At 43.1% G+C, this 21349-nt stretch carries 19 protein-coding genes; 13 read left to right on the top strand and 6 right to left on the bottom strand.

Annotated elements, in window-relative coordinates:
- Positions 1–36: 36 nt before the first annotated feature.
- The 3 genes from EGC86_RS03955 to EGC86_RS03945 all read left to right on the top strand — a co-directional run bounded on the left by EGC86_RS03955 (position 37) and on the right by EGC86_RS03945 (position 3062).
- On the top strand, positions 37–561 hold the full coding sequence (locus EGC86_RS03955) for a DUF3087 domain-containing protein (protein WP_102037855.1): 525 nt from the start codon (positions 37–39) through the stop codon (positions 559–561).
- Between the two features lie 89 nt (positions 562–650).
- Positions 651–1661, top strand: coding sequence for an LLM class flavin-dependent oxidoreductase (locus tag EGC86_RS03950; protein ID WP_123776679.1), 1011 nt, complete (start codon positions 651–653; stop codon positions 1659–1661).
- Between the two features lie 216 nt (positions 1662–1877).
- Positions 1878–3062, top strand: coding sequence for a tetratricopeptide repeat protein (locus EGC86_RS03945; RefSeq protein WP_165872330.1), 1185 nt, complete (start codon positions 1878–1880; stop codon positions 3060–3062).
- A 125-nt stretch (positions 3063–3187) separates the two neighbouring features.
- On the opposite strand, the gene ohr is transcribed toward EGC86_RS03945, so the two are convergent.
- Complete coding sequence (gene ohr / locus EGC86_RS03940; protein WP_102035778.1) at positions 3188–3610, bottom strand: organic hydroperoxide reductase Ohr; 423 nt, start codon at positions 3608–3610, stop codon at positions 3188–3190.
- Between the two features lie 336 nt (positions 3611–3946).
- Between ohr and EGC86_RS03935 the strand changes: the two genes are divergently transcribed.
- A complete protein-coding gene (locus EGC86_RS03935; RefSeq protein WP_123776677.1) occupies positions 3947–5710 on the top strand; it encodes an alkaline phosphatase D family protein in 1764 nt (587 codons plus the stop codon).
- Positions 5711–5813: 103 nt separating this feature from the next.
- Here the strand turns inward: EGC86_RS03935 and EGC86_RS03930 are convergent, their stop codons facing one another.
- The 4 genes from EGC86_RS03930 to arfB all read right to left on the bottom strand — a co-directional run bounded on the left by EGC86_RS03930 (position 5814) and on the right by arfB (position 8418).
- The gene (locus tag EGC86_RS03930) at positions 5814–6821 is read right to left on the bottom strand and encodes a class I SAM-dependent rRNA methyltransferase (RefSeq protein ID WP_123776676.1); all 1008 of its coding nucleotides are present in this window, start codon (positions 6819–6821) and stop codon (positions 5814–5816) included.
- Positions 6822–6912: 91 nt separating this feature from the next.
- On the bottom strand, positions 6913–7305 hold the full coding sequence (locus EGC86_RS03925; protein ID WP_123776675.1) for a DUF3859 domain-containing protein: 393 nt from the start codon (positions 7303–7305) through the stop codon (positions 6913–6915).
- A gap of 25 nt (positions 7306–7330) precedes the next feature.
- Entirely contained in the window at positions 7331–7777 is a 447-nt protein-coding gene (gene aroQ / locus EGC86_RS03920) for a type II 3-dehydroquinate dehydratase (RefSeq protein WP_011639010.1), read from the bottom strand.
- Between the two features lie 224 nt (positions 7778–8001).
- Positions 8002–8418: an alternative ribosome rescue aminoacyl-tRNA hydrolase ArfB gene (gene arfB / locus EGC86_RS03915; protein ID WP_123776674.1), complete on the bottom strand. Its 417-nt coding sequence runs from the start codon at positions 8416–8418 to the stop codon at positions 8002–8004.
- 326 nt (positions 8419–8744) lie between these two features.
- Here arfB and EGC86_RS03910 point away from each other — a divergent pair, with 326 nt between their 5' ends.
- The 7 genes from EGC86_RS03910 (at position 8745) to EGC86_RS03880 (ending at position 16346) form a co-directional block, all read left to right on the top strand.
- Entirely contained in the window at positions 8745–9110 is a 366-nt protein-coding gene (locus EGC86_RS03910) for a SpoIIAA family protein (RefSeq protein ID WP_011639008.1), read from the top strand.
- 170 nt (positions 9111–9280) lie between these two features.
- Positions 9281–9457: a DUF3012 domain-containing protein gene (locus EGC86_RS03905; RefSeq protein ID WP_011639007.1), complete on the top strand. Its 177-nt coding sequence runs from the start codon at positions 9281–9283 to the stop codon at positions 9455–9457.
- Between the two features lie 44 nt (positions 9458–9501).
- Positions 9502–9912, top strand: a complete 411-nt coding sequence (locus EGC86_RS03900; RefSeq protein WP_123776841.1) for a hypothetical protein — start codon at positions 9502–9504, stop codon at positions 9910–9912.
- A 174-nt stretch (positions 9913–10086) separates the two neighbouring features.
- Positions 10087–11361 carry an efflux RND transporter periplasmic adaptor subunit gene (locus EGC86_RS03895; RefSeq protein WP_245423093.1) on the top strand — a complete coding sequence of 425 codons (1275 nt, stop codon included), beginning with the start codon at positions 10087–10089 and terminating at the stop codon, positions 11359–11361.
- Positions 11362–11377: 16 nt separating this feature from the next.
- Positions 11378–14566 carry an efflux RND transporter permease subunit gene (locus EGC86_RS03890; RefSeq protein WP_123776673.1) on the top strand — a complete coding sequence of 1063 codons (3189 nt, stop codon included), beginning with the start codon at positions 11378–11380 and terminating at the stop codon, positions 14564–14566.
- Between the two features lie 188 nt (positions 14567–14754).
- Positions 14755–15129 carry a BlaI/MecI/CopY family transcriptional regulator gene (locus tag EGC86_RS03885; RefSeq protein WP_101085084.1) on the top strand — a complete coding sequence of 125 codons (375 nt, stop codon included), beginning with the start codon at positions 14755–14757 and terminating at the stop codon, positions 15127–15129.
- On the top strand, positions 15129–16346 hold the full coding sequence (locus tag EGC86_RS03880; protein ID WP_123776672.1) for a M56 family metallopeptidase: 1218 nt from the start codon (positions 15129–15131) through the stop codon (positions 16344–16346). The genes EGC86_RS03885 and EGC86_RS03880 overlap by 1 nt, the downstream gene beginning before the upstream one ends.
- Positions 16347–16407: 61 nt before the next feature.
- Here EGC86_RS03880 and EGC86_RS03875 read toward each other — a convergent pair whose 3' ends face one another.
- Positions 16408–17616, bottom strand: a complete 1209-nt coding sequence (locus EGC86_RS03875; RefSeq protein WP_123776671.1) for a potassium/proton antiporter — start codon at positions 17614–17616, stop codon at positions 16408–16410.
- Positions 17617–17919: 303 nt separating this feature from the next.
- Between EGC86_RS03875 and EGC86_RS03870 the strand changes: the two genes are divergently transcribed.
- Both EGC86_RS03870 and EGC86_RS03865 read left to right on the top strand, forming a co-directional pair.
- Entirely contained in the window at positions 17920–18294 is a 375-nt protein-coding gene (locus tag EGC86_RS03870) for a hypothetical protein (RefSeq protein ID WP_123776670.1), read from the top strand.
- Positions 18295–18511: 217 nt separating this feature from the next.
- Positions 18512–21346 carry a hypothetical protein gene (locus EGC86_RS03865; RefSeq protein ID WP_123776669.1) on the top strand — a complete coding sequence of 945 codons (2835 nt, stop codon included), beginning with the start codon at positions 18512–18514 and terminating at the stop codon, positions 21344–21346.
- Positions 21347–21349: the final 3 nt, after the last annotated feature.

The following is a 21349-nucleotide window of genomic DNA, read 5'->3' as shown; positions in this document are numbered from 1 at the left end:
TTAAGCTATAGATAAATAAGTGATGTGAGCGGCGTGATGAAGTTAGTTACAATTAATAAAAGCCAGTATCGTTCGGTTAACAATCAAGTACAGATAGGTTTAGTGGCAACATTGGCTATTTTGTCTGTGATATTTGGTCAGTTGATGATCTATTTTTTTGGCGTTAAGCCATTACCCGGTGCAGAGGCTACTGGCAATTTTCATCTTAATTTTACTGGGGTGATTTTGGCGCTAATGGTATGCAGCCTATTAATACGTAACCTGCGTACCAAACAGAAATTTTATGAAGTCTATTATGTGTGGCAACTGAAGCAGCTGCAGAACAAAATTTACCGCAAGCTGAAATCAGTTCAACAAGCTGCCAAAGACAATAACCGTGATGCATTAGTGATACTCAGTTTTTATTATCAAAGCTTGGCACTAGTGTATGAGTTAGATAACAACACGTTAACTATTTCAAACGTCAATAATGAGTTAAATAAACTACAGCAATGTATCGATGCCGCCGGTGTTTCTGTTGATGCTGATGAGTTTACTCCCGAGATGCTACAAGCCTTTTAGATCATCATCTGTTGAAAACCTTTCTTACTAGCTCGACAGCTTGGTTTTCAGTGGATGCCATCAATTCTTACCTTAAATAAGGAGCCATGATGTCAATATTGGCAGATATTCCTTTTTCATTACTCGAACTCGCGCCGATGCGCGAAGACGCCAGCGTCGCTGAAACATTACACGGTAGCCTACGTTATGCTCAACATGCCGAAAATGTTGGTATTAATCGTTTTTGGTTGGCTGAACATCACAATATGCCAGGCATTATTTGTTCGGCAACCTCGATATTAATTGGCTATATAGCAGGTGGGACTCAGCGTATTCGTGTTGGTGCTGGCGGGATCATGTTACCTAACCACGCCCCCTTAGTGGTTGCAGAGCAGTTTGGCACCTTGGCCAGTTTGTATCCCAACCGTATCGATTTAGGCTTAGGCCGCGCACCCGGTAGCGACCAAGTGACGAGCAGTGCATTGAATCGTGATGATAGCCGAGCTGAACACTTCCCAGAAGAAGTGAGCGAACTACAGTCATTATTAGGTCCGCGATCGCAGCGTCAACAAGCTGCATCCGCCCAAGTGAGAGCGATTCCGGGCGAAGACACTAATGTGCCAATTTGGTTATTAGGCTCCAGTTTGTTTAGCGCTCAGTTGGCTGCTAAACGTGGATTGCCGTATGTATTTGCAGGCCACTTTGCACCGCGTTTTTTATATGATGCAGTTGAGCTTTATCGACGTGAATTTATTCCTTCAGCAGTATTGAGCAAGCCTTATGTTATGTTGGGATTACCTTTGGTCGCCGCCCCAACAGATGCTGAAGCAGAATACCTTAGTACTAGCTCGAAACAACGTATTTTGGCGTTAATTCGTGGCAATGAAATGTGGCTTAAACCGCCTGTCGATAGTATGGATGGGTTGTGGAGCGAGCAAGAGAAAAGCTACGTTGATAACTTTTTAAGTTTGTCGGTGTGTGGCGGACCTGCAACAATTAAACATCGACTTGAAGTGATTGTTCAACAGCTAGGTGTTGATGAGCTTATGTTTACCAATGACTTATATGACAGTGAACATCGTTTACGCGCCCTGGATATTTTAATGAGCGTGAAACAATAAGTTTCCATAATAACGGTAACGATAACATCCACAAATATGATTAAGCGTTCACAACTAGTGAGCGTTTTTTTGTGTCATAACAAACCTGTGTTCATTGATATTCATAAAGTGGGCACGGGTGCTCTCTAACATGGGTAGTGGCTATTTGGGTTGCCTTGTAATGTTGAATTAATTGATTCATATTAAGTTAATCAATGACTACACGGAATGTTGCCAATGCCTATGCTGAGCGTTAATCGTTTATGCCACCCGAACCTTGTCTTATTACTATGCACTGTTTTACTTAGTGCTTGCTCTGCCAATTCAGAAAATAGCCAAAACGCTTACCATTTACCGCAGTTTAATCAAGCTCTGATTCATTCCACTTCTGCCGAAAATGTGCCTAAGATTGCCAGTCTGACTTATCTCTCCGAAATACAGCGACAAGAATTAGCTGGGTTTACCGCCAGAGATAACATTAAAGCACTGCCCAATCGCTTAAAAGTGTCTGAGTTTATTAACCATAAAATGACTAATTTCAATTATGAAGGGAAAAATTATACCAGTACTGAGTCATGGAGTAATCAGTCTGGCAATTGTATGGCATTGGCATTGCTGACCTATTCAGTCGCAAAAGAATTGAATGTATATCCGGTATTTCAAGTGGTTCATGCCGCGCCAATATTGACCAATATCACCTCCGATATTCTTGTCACATCAGACCATGTACGCACATTTTTGTATGATGAAAAACCGAGTGGGCATTTTCTTAGTGGCGGTATTGCTACTGTGATTGATTATTTTCCAGATCGTTTTGATCGCACCGGTGAAATCGTCTCAGAATCTAAATTTTTAGCGATGTTTTATCGTAATTTAGCGGCCGATGCCATGCTAGAAAAGCAGTATGAATTTGCTTTTATCTTACTTGAGCAAGGGCTAAAGCTAGCGCCAGACTATGATGCTTTGATTAATATGATGGCCATTACTCATCGCCGTTTAGGTGACGAACAGACAGCCGAAAAACTCTACCTATATGCCCTTGATATTAAGCCGAATTCCTTGGCAGTATTAAGTAATTACCGCTTATTACTGGAATTACAAAGCAGAACTGCTGAAGCAAAAAAGATCGACCAATACTTGTTGTCGCTTGAGTCGAGTAACCCATACAGCTACTACAGTTTGGGTATTGAGGCATTGGAATTCAAAGACTATAAAACCACCGTCATCTTCTTAGAAAAGTTTATCGATAACGCGCCTTATTTCCATCCGGCTTATTTTGCGCTAGCCAGAGCTCAATTGGGTCTAGGTAATACAAAAAAGGCTCATAAAATATTAAAAAAAGCGATTGAACTAACTGATATGCCAGACAGTAAAAAGCACTATTTAGCCAAATTAGATATGTTAAAAAAAGTGTCTGATTAAGTGTTGATGGTTCATTAAACCGTCCTTGTTCACCACGATGATGACCTTTGACATCAACATAGAAAAACCAAGACAGATGTCTTGGTTTTTTGTTTGTAAGTCAGTAAAACTGGTTTACAAAAAGCTTAAATCGCTTGACCGTTTACGGTTAATTTTACATCGATGTTGCCACGTACTGCGTTTGAATATGGGCAAACTTGGTGCGCTGTTTTCACTAACTGTTCAGCTTCTGCTTGGTCTAAATCAAGTTCAACTGCTAGCGCTACTGTTAATGCAAAACCACCATTTTCATTGGCACCTATACCGACAGTTGCTGTAGTTGGAGCAGCCTTGATAGCGACTTTACTTTGGCTGGCTACATGCAGAATCGCGTTAGAAAAACATGCGGCATAACCTGCAGCAAATAACTGTTCTGGATTAGTAAATTCACCGCTGCCACCCATTTCTTTTGGGTAACTTAACTGTAAATCAACTTTTTTGTCGTCGGTAGAAACTTGACCATTACGGCCTGCTAATGCTGTTGCTGAAGTGGTATATAGTGCTTTCATAGTAAACCTCATGTAAAAGTAAATTAATTTAAGTTGCGCGCAATCTAATTGTGTTCACTATAGCTAAGCCAAAAATAATTTGCAACTACATTGTGTGCAATTTAATTTTTATTGTAGTCTTGTTCTCTAAAAATCACTATCTAAAAATCACTATCTAAAAATCACTATTCAATGGCTGTAAACCTTAGCAGTACTTCAGTATCAATTTGATTAGCTTGTCATTCTTCTGTCACCTTTTTGTCATCATTAGCTCCCACAATAGCCACTCATTAGACCTCTTAGGCAGTGCTAAGCATCGCCACATAATAAGCGCACAATAAAAAATAAGGATAGGCAATGAAACGGTTTGTAACTCGTCGTGACTTTCTAGCTATGTCAGCTAAAGGTGCTGGTGCAGTAGTAGTGTCTTATGGACTCATGGGTTGTAGCAGTGATGATGACGATGTTGTGTCAGGTCAATTTTTACAAGGTATTGCCAGTGGCGATCCTGCTGCAGACGCGGTGATTTTATGGACTCGCGTTACGCCTGATGTTGAAGGTGACATTACTGTGTCTTGGGAAGTCGCCATTGACAGCAACTTTAGTCAAGTAGTCACTAACGGCCAAACGATAACGAATCAAAACCGAGATTATACCGTTAAAGTTGACGCAGTTGGACTTGAAGCGGGCCAACAGTATTTCTATCGTTTTAAAGCGGGTGAAACGGTATCTGAAATGGGGCAAACACGCACATTACCTCAAGGTAGCGTGGCGTCTGTTAAGTTGGCGGTAATGTCATGCGCTAACTTTCCTGCTGGATATTTTAATGTGTATGAAATGGCTGCACAGCAAAATGATTTGGATGCTGTAGTGCACTTAGGCGATTATTTATATGAGTATGCTCGTGGTGAATATGCCAGTGAACATGCTGTCGAGCTTGGGCGCGAAGTGTTGCCAGCCGGTGAATTATTTTTATTAGACGACTACCGCACCCGTTACAGCCAATATCGTAGTGATGCGAGTTTACAAAAGCTACATGCCAAAGTACCGTTTATTACCGTGTGGGATGACCATGAAGTGGCCAACGATACCTGGAAAGACGGTGCCGAAAACCATAACGATGGTGAAGGTGATTTTGATCAACGCAAACAAGCCGCACTACAAGCGTATTTTGAATGGCTGCCAATTCGTCCATGGAGTGAAGGTAATCATGAAGAAATTTACAGAAGTTTTAATTACGGTAACTTGGTTGATTTGCACATGCTCGATACTCGGGTATTGGCTCGCGATAAACAATTAGAATATAGCCAATATATTGATGCGACCACAGGTGCATTTAACAGCGCCACATTTTTAACTGATGTAACCGATACTAACCGCACCCTATTAGGCCAGACTCAACTATTGTGGTTACAACAAACCTTATTGCAGTCTACGGCTAAGTGGCAAGTATTAGGTCAACAGGTGTTAATGGGCAAAATGTTAATGCCAGCGGCCATTGCGACTCAGCAAATGAGTATTCCGCAGTTTGCTGAGCTTGCCGGATTAGCGCAGCTAGCGGGCCGTGCTCAAGCGGGCGACCCGACGTTAACCGCAGAAGAGTTAGCTTACTTACAAGCGAATCAAGCCAAGCTGACGCCAGAGGTGATTGCATTACTACAGCTGCCCGCAATTCCATACAACTTAGATGCGTGGGATGGTTACGCCTACGAGCGCGAAGTGATTTTAGCGACAGCAAAGTCGTTACAACATAACTTGGTGGTTATTGCCGGTGATACCCATAATGCATGGGCCAACGATTTAACCGATAGTGGTGGCGATATTGTCGGAATAGAATTTGCCACAAGCTCGGTGTCATCCCCAGGGCTTGAGTATTACTTAGGCTTGTCTGATGCTGAAATGCCGGCAACTGAAGCAGCAATAGTCGGTTTGATCGCCGATCTTAAATACGCCAATTTAAAGGATCGCGGCTACTTATTACTGACATTTACTGAAAATGAAGTCCGCAGTGATTGGCAATACGTTGATACTATTTTAGATAAGACATTTGTTCAGTTAGATGCTCGTGGTTACAGTGCTACCAGTACCGCTGGCAGCCCTAAAGTCACGCCAGTGTCGTAATCAGCTGATGTGAATTAGTCGATACAATTCAGCCACCGTAAAGGTGGCTGAATGATTGATATAAGCGGCATAACGCTTAATTAAACATATAACTAATCTACCGTTAATCTATTGTTAGCACGACAATTTTTAACGGATGATTGTCATCAAATGCGGGAAAGTCTGGGTGGCAATCTAACCACTGAGTCGTAGTGACTTTACGGCCTTGCTTTTCGACGCAACGGACTAGGCTGTCGTACCATGCTTGGCGATCAACTTTAGCGACATTATTACAACAGACAATTTTACCGCCGACTTTTGTGGTTAATACTGCTGGTTTAAATAAACCTTGGTAATCATTGACTAAGTCGACAATACCAAAGGCGCTTTTAGCAAACCGTGGCGGGTCTAAAAACACTAGGTCGAACTGAGTAACACGCAGTTTAGGGTATTTAGGCAGTTTTTGATTACGACGACCACCAATAGGCAAACCCGCTAATTGACGCAGTGCCGGAAACGCATCACTTTGCACAAATTCACACACATCAGTGACATTGTTTAGCTCTGCGTTTTTTTGACCTGCAGCTAATGCAAATGATGAAAAGTCGACATTCATGACTTTACGAGCACCGCCCATCGCTGCAGCAGTACCAATACCACAAGTGTATGAAAACAAGTTTAGAACACTCTTACCTTGGCTGTTAGCGCGCACATATTCACGCCCAATACGCATGTCTAAAAATAGCAGCGGATCTTGACCTTCATGGCGTAACTTGGAGGTAAAAGCGATGCCATTTTCATGGATAACTTGCTCTGACTGCGAGTAGTCTTGGGCTTCATTTTCGGCATGATTGACCACACGAGAATGGCTGCCAGAGCGATCGTTATAAACGATATGATAGTCCGCGTGCGCAGTCAGTAGGCTTGATATGTCTTCAAGTTGCTGAGCCGATAAGGTTTGGTGAAATGTTTGAATCAGCCATGCATCGCCGTAACGGTCAATGTTAAGGCCATTTTCACCTTCAACGGTACCGTGAAAAACCCGATAACAATCAGTATTATCTTTGGCAGCTTGCTCAAAAAAAGTGGCACGCTTGGCTAAAGCATCGGCTAAAACAGCTTGAATGGACATGAGGGCTCATTAAATGGTGTGGCTATTGGCGCGGATTATAGCAAACATTCTAACTTAGTGAAGTTGCAGTACAGACTATTAAGCGTCGCAATTAATCTGGTAGATGCACCTTAAATGTTTTGTCTGCAATGATTTTGCCATTTAACGCTAGCGTCATGCGCCAGTTCCCGACTTTATTGCTAATTGGTGCCCAAATACAATCGCCCAGATAAAAGCGCCAATCGTTTTCTTTAATAAACACTTTACCATCAAATGGCGGGCGAATATGACCATCGTCATCCGGAATATCAGGATGATAAATACAGTAGGTTAATTGCTGGTTTTTGGCTTTTTTTATGCGGGTGATGAAACCAAATTCGGTGTCGATAATCGCAGGCACATGAACTGTTGCCGCTAAAAATCGCGGTAATTCATCACTATCGCTATTCCATTGGCTAAAGAGTCCGCTATAAATAACGCTTACATCGGCTTTTAACTTACTCAAGGGCTATCCCTTTATAGAATGATATTTAGTGTTTATCGCTCAAGTGCTTAATCGCCGCTTGCAGAGCAAAATCATAACCTTGTGCGCCTAAGCCACAAATCACTCCTAGGGCTTTATCCGAAAAGTACGAATGGTGCCTAAAAGGTTCGCGGGCATGTACGTTAGATAAATGTACTTCAATAAACGGAATTGCTACCCCAAGTATGGCATCACGCAAAGCAACACTGGTGTGCGTAAAGGCTGCTGGATTGATAATAATAAATTGAGCGTCGGTAGCATGAATTGCATCAATCAATTGATACTCGGCATTGGACTGAATATGTTCAAGCGTAACGCCAGCCTGAGTCGCATTGCGAGTTAATTCATCCACAATAGTGGTGAGTGTTTGGTGACCATAATGTCCGGGTTCGCGACGGCCTAATAGATTGAGATTAGGACCGTTGATCAATAAAACTTTTGCTGTTTGGCTCATGATGGTTCCTATAAAAATCGCAAGGTAAGTCGGCTTAATATGCAGCACAAAAGAGGGTTCAACAAGCATTCTTACCGAAGACGGTTATCAGGTAAACCAAAAAATGCTCAACTAGAGTAAGACCTTAGCCATTGAGTGATGGCGGATTCACTTTTTTGCTAATAATTTGCTAATAATTTGCTAGTGATTTGCCAAGAATTCGCTAGTGATTTTTCCATAATACGCTAGAAGTCAGATTTATTTTGGCGCATTGCTTTAGTGGCACCGCGTTGTTTTTTGGTTTCAATGCGTCGCTTTTGGCTGCCTTTTGTCGCCTTGGTTGGTATACGGGCTTTTTGTACTATGCCGACGCTTCTTACCAGTTCAATAAATTGTTCCAGTGCGGTTTGGCGGTTAAAATCTTGGCTGCGTGATTGTTGGCATTTTATAATTACTTTGCCACTTTTGGTAATACGGTGATCGGCTTTTTCAAGCAGCTTTTGTTGGTAGAACTCGGGTAAAGAAGATGAGGCAATATCAAAGCTGAGTTGCGCTGCGGTTGATACTTTATTGATGTGCTGGCCACCCGCACCACTTGAACGGACAAACTGCCATTCAATTTCGTTATCTTGCAATATGACGCGTTGAGTTATTTGTATCATTCGGTTGTAGTGTTCCCCTTAATTAACGGTCATAAACCTGTAACGCTGCTTACTGTATTTAACGCGGCATGTTTATGTGCTGTAGTTACATTCTACCGCAATCTGGGAAACTTTTCAGGGTTGTCTGCTGTGACATGTATGGCAAGAAGTGGTTTAGCCTTAGCATGGGTATTGAACTAAAAAGCCTGACAGGCCTCAGAGTTATTACATATTTAATGAAATAACTAGAATAGTTTTGTTATCATGAGCGCCATTGTCGCTTTACACGATAACATCACCGTATAAAGTCTGTTCTATGGCCTAGTTAGAGGGCCGGAGTTGCCGTTATGTTATGCCAAATCCCCGATATCACTAAAGGTGTCATCAGCTTATTTGTCAGTGGCCGTTTATCGGCACAAGATTACCGTACCCGTTTACAGCCCGCCATTAAGAGTTATCGTAAAGACTGGAATCAAGTGTGTCTTTATATTGAAGCTGATGTGTTGTTAGAAGGCTGGGAGTTTGGCTCATTAACCGGTAGCGGAGAAGTTCAGTTACCTGCGTTTGATGCGTTAGTGTTTGTGGGCGGCCCAGATTGGGTGGGTAATTCTGTTAGGCTGATGGGACCCTTTATGCAGGGCGAAGTTGCATGGTTTCCATTAGAGCGTAAACAAGAAGCCATTACTTGGATTGCCAAACGATCTCTGTGCTAAGGGGCCTGTAAATTATTTGCTGGCACCTTTTTACTCTGTTATCGCTTATTTGTTTCGAACATTGGTACATCATAAGTTCTAAGCTGTAGCTAATTATCACAAACTACTGCAGAATTCATCTCGAAAGGTCATCAGACCCTAGATTTTATTATTTTAGAAAAGGATAGCTTATGTCATTGTCAAAGTTGTTTGCCGTATCAAGTGCATTATTGTTAACTCTTAGCTTAACGGCATGTGCTCCAGAAGTGGGTAGTGAAGCTTGGTGTAAGCAAATGAAAGAAAAAGAAAGTGGTGATTGGACTGCCAATGAAGCAGCTGATTACGCTAAGCACTGCGTATTTAAATAATATCGTTTAGGAGTGGGTGGTTGAGTCATACCGTTTTGCCTTTTATGGCTAACATAGCCAAATTATTGATTGCTTTAGTACTACTGCAATTTGTGGGTGCCAATTTAGGTGCGCATCAATTACATGTGGGTAACAGCAACGAAGAGCAAAATAACCATCCACATCTTCAGTTTACTACCGAAGTGATAAGCCTCGCCGAGTGTGTCGATTGTGCTTGTGCACTTGACGGTTCATTGCTGCATTCGGTAAATGATGATCATCAGCATGCTGACAATGTTACCGATGTTGAGCAAGTTGATGTCTGTTTAGATTGTCAGTGTCATGGTGGTCATGTGGCACTTGCTAAGCTTAACGATAATGTAGTTAGTGAACATTTTCATGACCTTTTTGCCGATACTAAACTGAACTATTTACCTCCTGAGTCTTTCCCTACTTATCGTCCTCCCATCGTTTAATTCCTTTAAAACACGTTTTTACTGTTTAGCTTCACCTCTATATTTGCCGTTATTGCGCTAATGAATGCTTTTTTGCATTCCATCATGGCGTGATATCTCGCTTGAATGACGGTGGCTAAGCCTATTTCCGTTGATATTTATTGTCGACGGTCTAGATTGTTTTTAGGATTAACCATGAAAACCAAATCAGTCCAAGTACTACCTTTATTGGCAGCATTAAATGCCAACGCTATGTTGAGTCATTTTGTGAGTCATTCTCAGTTAAATGTTGCGCCAAGCACTCAGCCCATCTCTCCGCCAAGCATTCGAAAATCTTACCGCACTAACTCCAGCGTTTCGCGAGCATTATTGTTCAGTGTAGCGCTATTGCTATCATTATTTGCACTGACTAGTTCGGCTGTGCAAGCCAGCAGTGAATCAACAGAGGCCGCTCATCAAGAGTCGTTGTTAACCTTAAGTGCTGAGCAGCGCCAACTGGCGGGAGTGGAAGTGGTTGAGTTAAGTGCGACAGCGTTTAATTTACAGGCCGTTGCCACCGCTCAGCTGGTTGTAGATAAAGACAAAACTATTACCATAGCGCCGCAATTAGATATGCAGGTGCTTAAGCGCCATGTGGTGCCAGGACAACAGGTGCAAAAAGGCCAACCATTATTGACTATCGGCGGGGCAGATATTGCTGCGGCGCAAGCTGATTACGTTAATGCAGCAACGGAGTGGGATCGTATAAAGCGCATGAGCAAAGGAACGATTAGTGCCAGTCAGCGGATGCAAACCGAGGTCAATGCAGAGCTTAAACGTGCCATTTTACAGTCGGTAATGATGTCCAAACAACAGATAGCTGAGCTAGCAACATCGCCTAGTTCAATTGGTCAGTTTCAGTTATTGGCTCCCATAAATGGTCGGGTTCAGCAAGATATTGCCACATTAGGACAAGTGCTAACCGCGGGCACACCTTTGATGCAACTGACTGATGAATCGTATTTGTGGGTAGAGGCAGAACTGACGCCATTACAAGCAGATCAAGTCAACATGAGCACCGATGTTTTGGTGCGAGTGGGAAGCCGTACTCGAGAGGGTGTCATTATTGGGCGTTCGCATGAAATTAACTCGCAAACCCGCACTGAGCAAGTATTAGTGCGTATGGCAAACCCAGGCCATGACTTACATGCTGGCGAGTTTGCCGAATTATACCTTGCAGCAAATCAAGGGGCTGAGCCGCTTGGATTTATTGTGCCAGATGCGGCGTTAACACGCGGTGGTGATGGTGATTGGCAGGTGTTCATAGAGCAAGACGGTGGATTTAATGCCGTAGAGGTTTCTGTGGTGGAGCGTCAACGCGGACTGAGTTTTATTCGTGGTTTAGTACCACAAACTCGCGTTGTTGTATCTGGTGCTTTTTTCTTAGCATCTGAGCAAGCCAAATCTGGCTTTGATATCCATAACCACTAAGCGCTAAGGCATCATAATGTTATATAAATTAATTGAGATTGCCGTTGAAAAGCGGTTATTGGTGTTACTTGGATTACTGGCCACTGTGGTGGCATCGGTATTCATGTTACCGAAGTTAAATCTAGATGCGTTTCCGGATGTCACCAATGTGCAGGTGACCATTAATACTGAAGCGGAAGGTTTGGCGGCAGAAGAGGTCGAGAAGCTGATTAGCTATCCTGTCGAATCGGCAATGTATGCATTACCGGCGGTGACCGAGGTGCGTTCATTATCACGTACTGGCTTATCGCTAGTGACCGTGGTGTTTGCCGAAGGTACTGATATTTATTTTGCACGTCAGCAAGTGTTTGAACAACTGCAAGCTGCAAAAGAGTCGATTCCTGCCGGTGTCGGCACCCCTGAAATTGGCCCGAATACTTCAGGTTTAGGGCAAATTTATCAATACATTTTACGGGCCGAGCCCGAAACCAATATCAGCGCATCTGAGCTGCGGAGCTTAAATGACTATTTAGTGAAGCTGATTTTAATGCCTGTGAGTGGGGTGACTGAAGTGCTGTCATTTGGCGGCGAGGTGTTGCAATACCAAGTGCAAGTTGATCCTAATAAACTGCGCAGTTATGGCTTGTCGATGACCCAAGTTAGCCAAGCATTGGAAAGTAATAACCGTAATGCTGGTGGTTGGTTTATGGACCAAGGCCAGGAGCAATTAGTGGTTCGTGGTTATGGTTTGTTGCCCGCTGGCGCCGCAGGTTTACAGGCCATTGCCGACATTCCGTTAACCGAAATCAATGGCACGCCAATACGAGTAGCCGACATTGCTAATGTGGCTTTTGGTAGCGAAATAAGAGTCGGTGCAGTGACCATGTCGCGCAGGCAGGCAGCGGCTAATGGCTCGTCGTCCGATGTACAAGCGCTAGGTGAAGTGGTTGCAGGCGTTGTGCTTAAACGCATGGGCGCCAATACCAAAGCCACTATTGATGACATTAATTCACGTATTAGTTTAATTGAACAATCCTTGCCAAAAGGAGTGTCATTTGAGGTGTTTTACGACCAGGCGGATTTAGTCGATAAAGCTGTCACTACTGTGGTTGAAGCGCTATTGATGGCCTTTGGGTTTATCGTGATTATTTTGGCGTTGTTTCTGGTCAATATACGGGCGACATTGTTGGTATTACTGTCGATCCCAGTGTCGATCGGGATCGCGTTATTGATCATGTCTTATTACGGCATGTCAGCTAACTTAATGTCTTTAGGTGGTCTTGCTGTCGCGATCGGTATGCTAGTTGATGGTTCAGTGGTGATGGTCGAAAACATCTTTAAACATGTTAGTGGTGAAACTGGCACCAACCAATCTACTGAAGCTCATGTTGATAGTAAATTAGAATCTGAAACCCAAAGCATGGCGATTAGGATCATGCTGGCGGCAAAAGAAGTGTGCAGTCCTATCTTCTTTGCAACAGCGATTATCATCGTAGTATTTATGCCGTTATTTGCTCTTGAAGGTGTAGAGGGTAAATTATTTCAACCCATGGCAGTGAGCATTATTCTTGCGATGATGGCGGCATTAGTAGTGGCGTTATTTGCGGTGCCTGCATTGGCGGTATTTCTATTTAAACGCGGTATTGTAGTGCGTCAAAGCAAAGTGTTGGCCCCCATTGACGCAGTCTATCGACGAGTACTGACACTGGTGCTATCAAACCCTAAATCGGTGATGTTAGCGGCAGTTGTTTTGTTTGCTGCAAGCATGCTGTTATTGCCAAAGTTGGGCACTGAATTTGTGCCTGAATTAGAAGAGGGCACCATCAACTTACGAGTGACACTGGCGCCGACAGCCAGTTTGGCTACTTCGGTTAACGTTGCGCCTAAAATTGAAGCCATGCTGCTGGAGTTTCCTGAGGTGGAATATGCGTTAAGTCGAATCGGGGCTCCCGAACTTGGCGGCGACCCAGAACCTGTGAGTAATATTGAAATATATATTGGTCTTAAGCCGATAGAGCAATGGACATCGGCAAGTTCGCGCTTTGAGCTACAGCGTTTGATGGAGCAACGGCTAGCGATATTCCCAGGATTATTGTTAACCTTCTCACAACCGATTGCTACTCGAGTCGATGAGTTGTTATCGGGCGTTAAAGCGCAGTTAGCGATTAAGATATTTGGTCCAGATTTGAGCATCTTGTCGGAAAAAGGTCAGGTGTTAACCGATTTAGTCGCTGCCATTCCTGGGGCGGTTGATGTGTCGCTAGAACAAGTCAGCGGTGAAGCTCAGTTAGTGGTTCGACCTAAACGTGAAGTCCTTGCTCGCTATGGTATTAGCGTCGATGAAGTCATGAGTTTAGTCACTCAAGGTATTGGTGGTGCCAGTGCTGGCCAAGTGATTGATGGTAATGCCCGTTACGACATTAACCTGCGATTAGCGGCGCAATATCGTAATGCGCCAGATGCGATTGAAGACTTGCTACTCAGTGGTGCTAATGGCGCGATTGTACGCTTGGGCGATCTCGCTGATGTGGTGATTGAAATGGCGCCGCCGAATATTCGTCGTGATGATGTACAGCGCCGAGTGGTGGTGCAAGCCAACGTATCGGGGCGTGACATGGGCTCGGTGGTCAACGATATTTATGCCATTGTGCCGCAAGCGGAGTTACCTGCGGGCTATACGGTTGTGGTGGGCGGCCAATATGAAAACCAGCAACGGGCGCAACAAAAGCTAATGTTGGTGGTGCCCATTTCTATCGCACTTATTGGTTTATTGTTGTATTTCTCATTTGGGTCACTCAAACAAGTGGCATTGATTATGGCTAACGTACCATTGGCATTAATCGGCGGCGTAGTGGCTTTATATGCCACTGGCACCTATTTGTCGGTGCCCAGTTCAATCGGCTTTATCACCTTATTTGGTGTTGCTGTATTAAATGGTGTAGTGCTGGTGGACTCGATTAACCAACGCAGACAATCATCAGATGAAAGCCTGTACGACAGTGTTTACCAAGGCACGGTAGGGCGGTTACGTCCGGTGTTAATGACGGCACTAACCTCTGCATTGGGGCTGATCCCTATCTTGTTATCATCTGGTGTGGGCAGTGAAATTCAACAACCATTAGCGGTGGTGATCATCGGTGGCTTGTTTAGCTCAACTGCTTTGACTTTACTGGTGTTGCCGACGGTTTATCAGTGGTTGTATCGAGATAAGTTATTATCGAAATAAAGCCAATTAGCTAAATAACATTTCAATTTTAAGCCTAATTATCTGATTAGGCTTTTTCATTTTCATTCGTAAATCGCTCGAAAATAATACTTGCTTATTTAAGATTACAGTTGTAATTTAAATAGACAGATTACATCTGTAATCCATTTATAATCTAATAAGTTCTAACAACAAATGAGCGGTATCGCATGAAAGAAATCAGCAATAGTGAATTAGTCGTGTTGCAGCAGCTTTGGCAGCAGTCGCCATTGACCTCGAGTGAAGTGGTTGATGCATTAGAACAAAGCCATGACATGCATGAAAAAACGGTTAAAACCTTGCTTAATCGTTTAGTCAAAAAACAAGCCGTCAGTTTTGAAAAACAAGGTCGGGTTTACCATTACTCACCATTAATTGCTGAGCAGGACTATACCGTTAAAGAATCGCTTTCTTTTGTGGACCGCATGTTTGCTGGCAAGTTAACCCCATTGGTTGCCGGTTTTGCGCAAAAGAACAAGCTGTCGGCAGAAGATGTCGCCGAACTGCAAACCTTACTTGATGATTGGCAAAAGGAACAAAAGTGATGATTAATTGGTTTATGGAACAAACCATCTCATTGAGCGTGGTGTGTTTAGTATTACTGGTATTGCACCGGTTTATATTGTCTAGATTTGGGGCGCACTATACCTATTTTATGTGGATATCCGTGCCACTATTAATCATTGCAGATTTACTGCAAATGATATTGCCTCACCGCGTTAACTGGTTTGGTAGCAATAACGCAGCCTCAATCATCCAGCAGTATTATGTGTTTGCTAGCGATACCGCTGCGTTGTCGGCAGGCTTACTTGACCTGTTATACCTGCCTTATCTCTACGGTATCGTTATCACGTTATTAGTCGCTAATATCGTGATGGAATACGGCTACCTGCAACGGTTAATCCAGCGTGGACGTCAGCTAGATATTCCTTCTGTAAAGCTTAACGTATTAGTCCATCCAGATATTGAATCACCTATGCTCGCAGGGTTTATTACCCCCAGTATTCTGGTGCCAACAAGCTTTACATTACTCGATGAAAGCCAGCAGCAAGCCATTATTCAGCATGAGATTTATCACTATCAACGTGGTGATTTATGGGCAAATGCCCTGGCTTATGGATTAACCGTATTGTTTTGGTTCAATCCGTTGATGTGGCTGAGCTATCGCCGATTTAGACAAGATCAAGAATTGTCATGCGATGCGCAGGTCACTGCCAGCATGAAAGCCCTAGCTAAAATTGCCTATAGCAGAACACTATTGGCCTATTCACAACATGCACCTTTGAGCATGTTACACACCCATTATGGGGATAAAACCATCTTAAAAGAGAGGATCTTACAGATGAAAAAGCAACATGGAAAAAGCACCTTAGCGTTGATTGGAATGACATTAGCTATTGGTGTTGGTGCCTTTATGTTTAATCAACAGGTATTTGCAGGCAATAATCTCAGCGTTGAAAATAAAACCGACTCTATGGCAATGCCTGTTATAAGAATTGAGCCTAGCTATCCAATTGATGCTGCTAAAGAAGGGCTTAATGGTTATGTTCAAATGTCATTTGATATCAGTCCAAATGGCAGTGTGAACAATGTTAGAGTGACCAAGTCGTCGCCGAAACAAGTGTTTGATGCATCGGCTGTTGAGGCACTTGAACAATGGAAGTATCAACCCTCTGCAATTGGGTTTAAAGACCTACAAGTACAGTTAGACTATGTGATCCATCAGCCTGATAAATCAATTGAGAGAATTACGGTAAAATAACTAATAACAAAGATACTGAAAATGATTCAATGCCTCATTGCTATGAGGCATTGAATCATTTTTATAGATCTGGCTTTTTGGGCTGCAGTTTTAGCCCTAGTTTATTGGCGAGCGGCTCGATAGCGGCGCCTTGGACAATGACCGAAATCAGTACAATGAAAAACACCATGTGGATCATTTCACGGGACCCCTCTACTCCTGCTGCAGCGGGAATAAGCGCAAATACAATTGGGGTTGCACCTTTTAATCCGATCATAGAAACAAACAAACGTTTGCGCCAATTAGCTTGTTTAAATGGTAAGTAACACAGCTGCACAGCCAATGGGCGCGCGACGACAATAAGCAATATAGCCGGTAGCAATGATGCAATGAACACCGGCATTAATTGCTGCGGGAATATCTGTAAGCCTAAAATGATGAACATTAATGACTGCGCTAACCACGATATGCCATTAAAGAAATGCTTACTGACTTCAGCGCCCTTCTTTAAATAGTTGCCGATGATCACCCCTGCAATATAAACCGCAATAAGCTCGTTCCCCCCTAAGATTTCTGTGCTTGATACTGTGATGGCAAAGCTGGCTAAAATAAAAACGGGGATAAGTCCAAATTCAGGCAGTTTAATGCGATTAAGTGCCCAAACGGCCATTTTACCCATTATTAACCCCACTACCGCCCCAACACCAATTTGCTGGCCGAGACTCGATAACACTGAAAGTGCAGTAGGTGCGCCGTTGGCACTATTGATAATAAAGTCGGTTAACATCACCACCATTAACAAGGCCACAGGGTCGTTGGTAGCCGATTCGAATTCTAAAATGGTGCCCGTACCGTGTTTTAATTTAAGTTTTTTTGACTCTAAAATAGAGAATACGGCCGCTGCATCGGTAGACGACACTACCGCGGCAAACAACATGCAAGTAATGAGGTTAAAGTCGAGTAATGCATTCAAGATAAAGCCAAAAATAATGGTAGTGAATATCACCCCTGCAGTGGATAACATTCCGCCTTCTTTCCAAGAAAACTTAATGTGTTTCATCGGAGTATTGAGCCCTCCGACAAAGACTATGGTGTTTAATGCTAAGGTGCCAATCACTGAAGTCAGCTGTAGATCATCGTATACAAAACCAAACTCACCATTACCAAATGCTAAGCCGACACCCATAAAGATCAGTAACGATGGTAAACCTAAAGTTTTGGATGGATGATGAAGTAAAATGCCAATGGCGATAAGTATGGAGATCCCTAAAATAATAATATCTGGTGGCATATGGGCACTCCTTGTGTGATGAAGATTGTATCAAATGGCTATTTTAGCATTAAAATCGTCTAAACTTATTTCATGAGCATTTATTAATATTTTTTTATATCTTCAGAGTCGGTTTGATTAATGTCATTGCCGTGTGTTTATTAGACTATAAAAGGGTAGTAAATAGCCACCAGCCTTAGCCTTTTTTGTTGAGGCATCTTGCTTAATCATCTTGTTGATAGTGGATGCGACATTTTTAGTTAACATATTTACCTCATTAGTGAGGTGTTAATATTAGCGTAAGCAGTATCTCTTGGAGTTAACATGGCCATATTCATTAGCTTGTGGGGTGTAATAATATTCAGTTTTGGCCTGTTCATGATGTTGGCTCCAGCGCATTTTGCAGATCAAATTGTTCGTTTTAGCCATCAACGCTATTTCCATTACATTGAAATTATATCTCGGTTAGTTCTCGGGAGTGTCTTACTACTCGATGCGCATAACACTTCATCGCCATTAGTGTTCGAAGTGATAGGTAATTTATTGTTTATTATTGCAATTATTCTTGTTTTTATGACCGAAAAATATCACAAAAAGTTTGCTTTATGGTCTGCCTCATATTGTGTCAAAGCATTCAGACCCGCAGGGTTGTGCGCCATTATTTTTGGTTTGTGGACCGTTTATGTTAGCTATTATTAAGTTGATTAGACCTAAAACATTATATTTTCGCTTTTTTTGTTAAAAATTTATGCCATTCAAATATCCTCCTAAGCTGCATAGCCATTGGATTTGCACATTTCTGTAATGTTAATGAAATGTGACTGTCATGTTTGCGCAGTCTTTTTGTCATTTTTGCAGGTTAGCTTGTCATCCAGCCAACTAACTCACACGCTTAAATCCGTCTTCGGAGATGACAATGGAACTGAAAAACATTTTTAAACTTACTGCACTTTCTACAGCCCTTGCTGCAACATTAGGGCTCGCTGGTTGTGGTGGTGATATTAATATCAATGCGGGTAGCGATACTGTTACACCGACTACGCCAACAACTCCAACCACACCCACTCAGACAGAACAACAAAAATCATACAGTGGCTTTGCAACTAAAAGCACCACCATGACAGCCGTTGATGGTAAAGAAGTTTGGGTATTAAAGGGAACGCTTGCACCTTCTACAGCAGCATCAACAATTACCACTGGTGGCCAAGATGGCGACAAAATCGTATTAGGTAATGACGTTGTATGGCAGCTTGATGGTGCAGTGATTGCCGGTGGCGACAATGCCAATGCGGTTGAGTTATCGATATTACCTGGCACCAAAATCTTAGGTGGCAGCGATTCTTATTTAGTGGTTAGCCGCGGTTCAAAAATCATGGCTGATGGTACGGCAACAGCGCCAATCGTATTTACGTCTGTTGAAACGGCTTTAGGCCAAGAAGGTAAAGCGGGTCAGTGGGGTGGTTTAGTGTTATTGGGTAATGCGCCAGTAAACACCTGCCCAGATTTAACTAATTGTTCAGCGTCTTTTGAAGTGGGTAACCACAGCTACGGTGGTAATGATACCGAAGACAATTCAGGTTCAATCAAGTATGTACGCGTTGAGTTTGGTGGTTTCAAAATCAATGACACCCAAGAAATGAACGGTATTAGTTTTGCCGGTGTGGGTGCGGGTACTGAAATTGACCACGTACAAGTTCACATGAATAACGATGATGGTTTTGAATTCTGGGGCGGTAATGTTTCAGTAACAAATATCGTACTGACAGAAAACTTTGATGACTCGTTAGATTGGACAAACGGTTGGCAAGGTAGCGCGCAGCACGTTTATATTCGTCAAGCTGACAACGCATCTAACCGTGGTATTGAAGCTGACAGTAACAGTGACGCAAGTGCTGTACCTATGTCAAAACCAGTGTTAGCCAACTTTACTATTCAGGTTGCTAATGGCACCAACAGTGGTGGTGACGATGCGGAAGGTATTTTATTCCGTAAAGGCACTGGCGTGAATACCTATAACATTCTTGTTAAAGGTGACGTTGATTCTGGCGAATGTTTAGAGGTTAACGACGACAATACCGTTAACAACGCCAACACGGCAGAATTGACGATGCAAAACAGCTTAATTGACTGTGTTGAACCGTTCAAAAATGCCAAGGCAGATGCTGCAGAAGGCCGTACTTTAGCGCTAGATGTTGAAGCTTGGTACAAAGGGCAAGCGGATAACCTAGTTGCCGCAGCAGATTTAACCGATTACATGCCTAATTCATCATCTGTTGCATTAACGGCTGGCAAAGCAGATTTGGCTAACCTTGATGCGCGTTTGGTTAATGCTAACTACATTGGTGCATTTGATGGCACTAACGATTGGACGGAAGGCTGGACCACAGCCATTCATGACGATGCAACGCCAACACCCACAGCATTACCAGTATTAACCTCTTGTCCAGTAGGCACAACAGCTTCAGCTGCGACAGCAGGTTTATACAAAGATGCATCGGTAACGTTAATTTGTACTCTTGAAGGCAATGTTTTAAGCAACACGACTCTTCTCGCTGGCCAAAACGTAATGTACAAAATTGATGGCGGTGCAGTAGTAGTAGGTGGAGATAACACCACGCCTGCAACATTGGCTATTCAAGCGGGCACTAAGTTATTCGCGACATCTAACAGCTTTATCGCGGTGAGTCGTGGCTCAAAAATTATGGCTCAAGGTAGTGCAACTCACCCAATTGAAATGACCTCTGAAGAGGATGTGATTGCGGGTGCAAGTGGCGAACGTGGTCAATGGGGTGGATTGGTTATTCTAGGTAATGGTTTAACTAATACATGTCCTGATCATAATGCTTGTTCAGCGTCGTTTGAAGTCGGTGACTTCCCGTACGGTGGTAACAACAACGCTGATAACAGCGGTCAAATCAGCTACGTAGTGATTAAGTATGCTGGCTTTAAAGTGAATGATACTCAAGAAATGAACGGTATCTCATTTGCGGCAGTGGGCAGCGGAACTCAAGTAGACCATATTCAAATTCACGCTAACGGCGACGACGGTGTTGAGTTTTGGGGTGGTGCAGTTAACTTGAAATATGTGTACTTAACTGAAAACTTCGATGACAGCTTAGATTGGACTAACGGTTGGACAGGTAAAGCACAGTTTGTGTATATCACTCACGAAGACGGTAATGCTAACCGTGGTATCGAAGGTGATAGCCATAAAGGTGCTACTGATACCCCAGTGTCGGCGCCAAAATTAGCTAACTTCACTATTTTACCGGGTACAGATATTGCTAACGCAAGTGGCGATAAAGGTGAAGGTATCTTGTTACGTGTTGCTACAGCCGGTGAGTTATACAACGTGCTAGTACAAGGTCGTAAAGGCACTACTGCTGAAACTGAGTCTGGCGAATGTTTAGAGTTAGATGGCTCTTACGCTGGTTTAGTCGACAACGTAAACAGCAAAACGCTAACCATGTCTCATTCAATTATCGACTGTAACGAGCCATTTAAGTACAGCTCTGATAATGCCGCAACAGCAGACGCTGTGAATGTTGAAACCTGGTTCATGGGCCAAGAAGGTAACTCAACAGCTGCAGTGACTATCACTGACGGTATGCCAGCAGCAACAGATACAACGCTACTTGGCAAAGGTAAAGACTTAAGCACTGATGATAGCTTCTTCGAATCAACCAACTTTATTGGTGCATTCGATGGCCAGAATGACTGGCGTCAAGGTTGGGCTTACTTTCCACAGTAATCA

Source organism: Shewanella frigidimarina (assembly GCF_003797125.1).
Lineage (GTDB): Bacteria > Pseudomonadota > Gammaproteobacteria > Enterobacterales > Shewanellaceae > Shewanella > Shewanella frigidimarina.
The sequence above is the reverse complement of the archived record's forward strand: the minus strand, read 5'-3'. Positions and strand labels throughout refer to the sequence as shown.